At 65.5% G+C, this 4,571-nt stretch carries 5 protein-coding genes; 4 read left to right on the forward strand and 1 reads right to left on the reverse strand.

The window, feature by feature from the left end; translation table 11 throughout:
• The first annotated feature begins 152 nt into the window (after window positions 1-152).
• The 3 genes from secG (at window position 153) to QZ847_RS15945 (ending at window position 2,654) form a co-directional block, all read left to right on the forward strand.
• On the forward strand, window positions 153-533 hold the full coding sequence (gene secG / locus QZ847_RS15935; RefSeq protein WP_294358416.1) for a preprotein translocase subunit SecG: 381 nt from the start codon (window positions 153-155) through the stop codon (window positions 531-533).
• A gap of 125 nt (window positions 534-658) precedes the next feature.
• Window positions 659-2,293, forward strand: a complete 1,635-nt coding sequence (locus tag QZ847_RS15940) for a CTP synthase (protein WP_294190249.1) — start codon at window positions 659-661, stop codon at window positions 2,291-2,293.
• Between the two features lie 145 nt (window positions 2,294-2,438).
• On the forward strand, window positions 2,439-2,654 hold the full coding sequence (locus QZ847_RS15945) for a hypothetical protein (protein ID WP_294358405.1): 216 nt from the start codon (window positions 2,439-2,441) through the stop codon (window positions 2,652-2,654).
• 96 nt (window positions 2,655-2,750) lie between these two features.
• Here the strand turns inward: QZ847_RS15945 and QZ847_RS15950 are convergent, their stop codons facing one another.
• The gene (locus tag QZ847_RS15950) at window positions 2,751-3,221 is read right to left on the reverse strand and encodes an Hsp20 family protein (protein WP_294358409.1); all 471 of its coding nucleotides are present in this window, start codon (window positions 3,219-3,221) and stop codon (window positions 2,751-2,753) included.
• A gap of 200 nt (window positions 3,222-3,421) precedes the next feature.
• On the opposite strand from QZ847_RS15950, the gene QZ847_RS15955 reads away from it, so the two are divergent.
• Window positions 3,422-4,571, forward strand: a 1,150-nt coding sequence (locus tag QZ847_RS15955) for a TonB-dependent receptor plug domain-containing protein (RefSeq protein ID WP_294358411.1), incomplete at its 3' end; no start/stop codon positions are given.

Raw genomic sequence — 4,571 nt, forward strand, 5'->3', positions numbered from 1 at the left:
TGAAATTGACCGGTGTTCGCCGCCGCGCGCAAACGGGTTGCCGTGCTGGTAGCGAACGGGTCGGCGCGGTTGATTGCGCGGGCGCTCTCGCCTATGTCGCCGCGCGTCGCGCCGCGAAGGCGCCCCCGTCCAAAGAAGTGCGCGCTCGCTCCATGTTCACCTTCCTGCTCGTCATTCACGCGATCGTCGCCGCCGCGCTCGTCACGGTCATCCTGATGCAGCGGTCGGAGGGCGGTGGTCTGACGTCGAGCGGCAGCCCGTCGGGTCTCATGTCGGCACGTGGCGCCGCCGATTTCCTGACGCGTGCGACGTCGGTACTGGCTGGCGCCTTCATCCTCCTCTCGATCCTGCTCGCGTTTTTGGCGGCGAACCGCAACGCGACTTCGGTCGACACCTCGCTTCAGCGGCGTGCGCCGGCCGCCGCGGCCGCTCCTGCACCAACCGCTCAGGACGCGCTGTCCGACGCGGCGCGCAACGCCGCGGCTGCCGCGGCACCGGCGCAGGCCGACAACGGTGTGCCGCTCGCGCGCTGAGCTTCGTCCTACTATCTAGTTGTCGACACCGGCGGTGTCGGCGCTTGGTTCATCGTAATTTTCGCCGCGCGTGGGTGACCGCGCGCTTGTGGTCGTTCGTATTTCAGGGTTAGGCGTTTATCCCCATGGCGCGGTTCATCTTCATCACCGGCGGCGTGGTTTCCTCGCTCGGCAAGGGTCTCATGGCGGCGAGCCTCGCCGCACTGCTTCAGACGCGCGGCTACCGCGTCCGCATCCGCAAGTTCGATCCGTACCTGAACGTCGATCCGGGCACGATGAGCCCGTATCAGCACGGCGAGGTCTACGTGACCGACGATGGCGCGGAGACCGACCTCGATCTCGGCCATTACGAGCGTTTCACCGGCGTCGCGTCGCGCCAGTCGGACAACGTCACCTCAGGCCGTATCTACAAGACGATCATCGAGCGCGAGCGGCGCGGCGACTATCTGGGCGCCACGGTGCAGGTGATCCCGCACGTCACCGACGCGATCAAGGCGTTTGCACTGGCCGAGACCGACGACGTCGACTTCGTACTGTGTGAGATCGGTGGCACCGTCGGCGACATCGAGTCGCTGCCCTTCATCGAGGCGATCCGCCAGCTGAAGAACGAGCTGGGCCGCGGCAACGCGATCTCGATCCACGTAACGCTGGTGCCCTATATTGCCGCGGCGGGCGAGTTGAAGACCAAGCCGACGCAGCATTCGGTGCGCGAACTGGCGGCATTGGGTGTCCAGCCCGACGTGCTGGTGTGCCGCTGCGAACAGCCGCTGCCGCCGTCCGAGCGTGCCAAGATCGCCTTGTTCTGCAACGTGCCCGAAACCGCGGTGATCCCCGCGCTCGACGCGAAGAGCATCTACGCAGTGCCGCTGCAATATCACGGCGAGGGGCTCGACTCGGAGGTGCTGCGCGCGTTCGGCATCACGCCGTCGTCGGCGCCGGACCTCAGCCGCTGGGAAGAGATCGTCGAGCGGCTGGAACACCCCGAGGGCGAGGTGACGATCGGCGTCGTCGGCAAGTATGTCGGGCTGCAGGACGCCTACAAGTCGCTCAATGAGGCGCTGGTGCATGGCGGGATCGCAAACCGCGTCAAGGTCAACATTCGCTGGATCGACGCCGAATTGTTCGAGGGCGACGAGGCGGAGATCGCCGCGCAGCTCGAGCCGTGCCACGCCATCCTCGTCCCCGGCGCGTTCGGGTCGCGCGGTGCGGAGGGCAAGATCGAGTCGGTCCGCTTTGCGCGCGAGCGCCGCGTGCCCTATTTCGGTATCTGCTTCGGCATGCAGATGGCGTGCGTCGAGGGCGCGCGTGATCTCGCCGGCATCGAACATGCGTCCTCGACCGAGTTCGGTCCGACCGACGAACCGGTCGTCGGCCTCATCACCGAATGGATGAGCGAACGCGGACTGGAGAAGCGTGCGGCGGATGGCGATCTGGGCGGCACGATGCGGCTGGGCGCCTATCCCGCTAAGCTGACCGGCAACAGCGTCGTTGCTTCCGTCTACGGCGCCGACGAGATCGAGGAGCGCCATCGCCACCGCTACGAGGTCAACACCGCCTATCGCGATCGGTTAGAGGCGGGCGGGCTCGTCTTCTCGGGCCTGTCACCCGACGGCATGCTGCCCGAGATCGTCGAGCGGCCCGATCATCCGTGGTTCGTCGGCGTGCAATTTCACCCGGAATTGAAGTCGAAGCCGTTCGACCCGCATCCGCTGTTCGCCAGCTTCATCGCCGCGGCGGTCAAGCAGAGCCGGCTGGTCTGACGCCGACGCCACGTCGCTGATCTTCACGCGCGTTCGGCCTGTCCCGGTCAAGCTGTCGTTCATCGCTTCGTGCTACCGGGCAGCTTGATCGGGGCGCAGTGACCATGCTGTACCCGGCGCATTGGGACCGGTGGGGATCGAATCCATGTCATTTGCAGCAACGGCGGCCGCCGGCCTGCCACAACACGCGCGCTCCGTGATGTGCTCGGCACGGCAATCGGGGCCGCGGCACTTTCTGCCACCCGATACCGACCGTTCGATCCTGTCGCTATTGTTCGAGATGGGGCTGACACGCCACTTCATGGGCCATGTCGTTTTGACCGCGGCCGGACTGGCCGTGCTGCGCGTGATCACCGGCTGATAAAGGAGTAAAGGCGCCCGGGCTGTTCGCCCGGACGCCCCACGACGCCTCGAAAGGGAGCAAAGAGGCGCCGAACTCGGTGCCGTACCGTCGAGGTTAGGCGGCCTTGGCCTCTCCAGCAGCAGACTCGTTTTCGACCGCGGCGAGTGGCGCACCCGTACGCACTGCGATCTTCTTCGGCTTCATCGCCTCGGGAACCTCACGAACCAGGTCGATCACCAGCAGACCGTCGTTCAGCCTCGCGTCCTCGACGAAGACGAAGTCTGCCAACTCGAACCGACGCTCGAAACTGCGGTTGGCGATGCCGACGTGCAGGAAGCTCGGGCCCTCGGCCTTGTCGTCCTTGCGCCCGGCGACCAGCAGCAGGTTCTGCTGCGCGGTGATCTCGATTTCGTCACGGCTGAACCCGGCGACCGCGAGCGTAATGCGATAGCGATCATCGGCAATCCGCTCGAGATTGAACGGCGGGTAATTCTCGGATGCGCCGCGCGCATTGGCCTCGATCATGTCGAACAGACGATCGAACCCGATAGTCGAGCGGCGATAGGGGGTAAGGTCGAAACGCATCTCAAATCCTCTTGTATGAGCGAGTTGAAAAGCGGCGTCCGGGTGTCCGCGACGCCGGCATCGCGTGGCCCGACCAGGCGGCACCACGCACTGGACAAGATGGTAAACCGGCGAAGCGTTTCAAGCGGCCGCTAAACATCTACTTCATTGATAGGGGTTCGGCTTGGCTCCAGTCTGTGCGGACAGAAGGGGACCATGCCATGTCGATCACGCTTGCGTTGCTGCTCGCGCAACTTGCCGCTCAGCCGGCACCCGCCGGCCCTTCACCGTCCACCGACCAGTCGCCTGCACCCGACAGCTCGCAAGATGAAGAGGGCCGGAACTCGACCGGTCGCCTCGGTACTGCGCAGCAGGGCGGGGGCGACATCGTCGTGACCGCCAGGCGGCGCAGCGAAACGGTACAGCAGGTGCCGATCGCGATCTCGGTGATCGGCGGACAGGCACTGGCAGATACAGGCGCGTATAACGTCAATCGGCTGACGCAATTGCAGCCGAGCTTGCAATTCTACTCCACCAACCCGCGCAATTCCGCGGCGAACATTCGCGGTCTCGGCGCGCCGTTCGGGCTCACCAACGACGGAATTGAGCAGGGCGTCGGCATCTACGTCGATCAGGTCTATTACAGCCGTATTGCCTCGGCGACGTTCGACTTCACCGATACCGAGCGGATCGAGATCCTGCGCGGACCGCAAGGCACGCTATACGGCAAGAACACGACCGCGGGCGCGATCAACATCACGACGCGCAAGCCCAGCTTCACGCCCGAGGCGCGGGTCGAGCTGACCGCGGGCAACTACGACTTCGTCCAGGCGAAAGCGTCCGCGTCGGGCCCGCTCGTCGATGACAAGCTAGCGGTTCGGCTCTCGGCGTCGGTGACGCGCCGAGACGGCACGGTGAACAACGTCCGCACCGGCGTGCGCGTCAACGCGCAGGACAATCAGAGCCTGCGCGGACAGCTATACTGGCACGCGACCGACACGCTCGATCTAACCCTTTCGGGCGATTACAATCACCAGAACCCCGATTGTTGCGCGCAATATTACGTTCGCACGGGTGCGACGCAGCGGCCGGTCGCGCGGCAATATGCGGCGCTCGCCGCCGCGTTCGGGTATCAGCCGCCGTCGCTCGACCCGTTCGACCGCGTGACCGATCTCGACACCCCCCTGCGCGCGCGGCAGGAATTGGGCGGTGTATCGCTGGTCGGTGAACTCGATCTCGGCGGGGCGTCGCTCACCTCGGTCAGCGCGTGGCGCAAATGGGACTGGAAACCGTCGAACGACCGCGACTTCATCGGGCTGCCGATCACCACCGTGTCGGCCAACCCGTCGCAGCAGGAGCAGGTGAGCCAGG

Origin of the sequence: uncultured Sphingomonas sp., assembly GCF_913778135.1 — a bacterium.
Lineage (GTDB): Bacteria > Pseudomonadota > Alphaproteobacteria > Sphingomonadales > Sphingomonadaceae > Sphingomonas.

Bases quoted from the DNA above. Each gene is read 5' to 3' on its own strand.
- QZ847_RS15945 (WP_294358405.1), top strand. From the start codon at position 2,439: ATGTCATTTGCAGCAACGGCGGCCGCCGGCCTGCCACAACACGCGCGC.
- secG (WP_294358416.1), top strand. From the start codon at position 153: ATGTTCACCTTCCTGCTCGTCATTCACGCGATCGTCGCCGCCGCGCTC.
- QZ847_RS15950 (WP_294358409.1), bottom strand. From the start codon at position 3,221: ATGCGTTTCGACCTTACCCCCTATCGCCGCTCGACTATCGGGTTCGAT.
- QZ847_RS15940 (WP_294190249.1), top strand. From the start codon at position 659: ATGGCGCGGTTCATCTTCATCACCGGCGGCGTGGTTTCCTCGCTCGGC.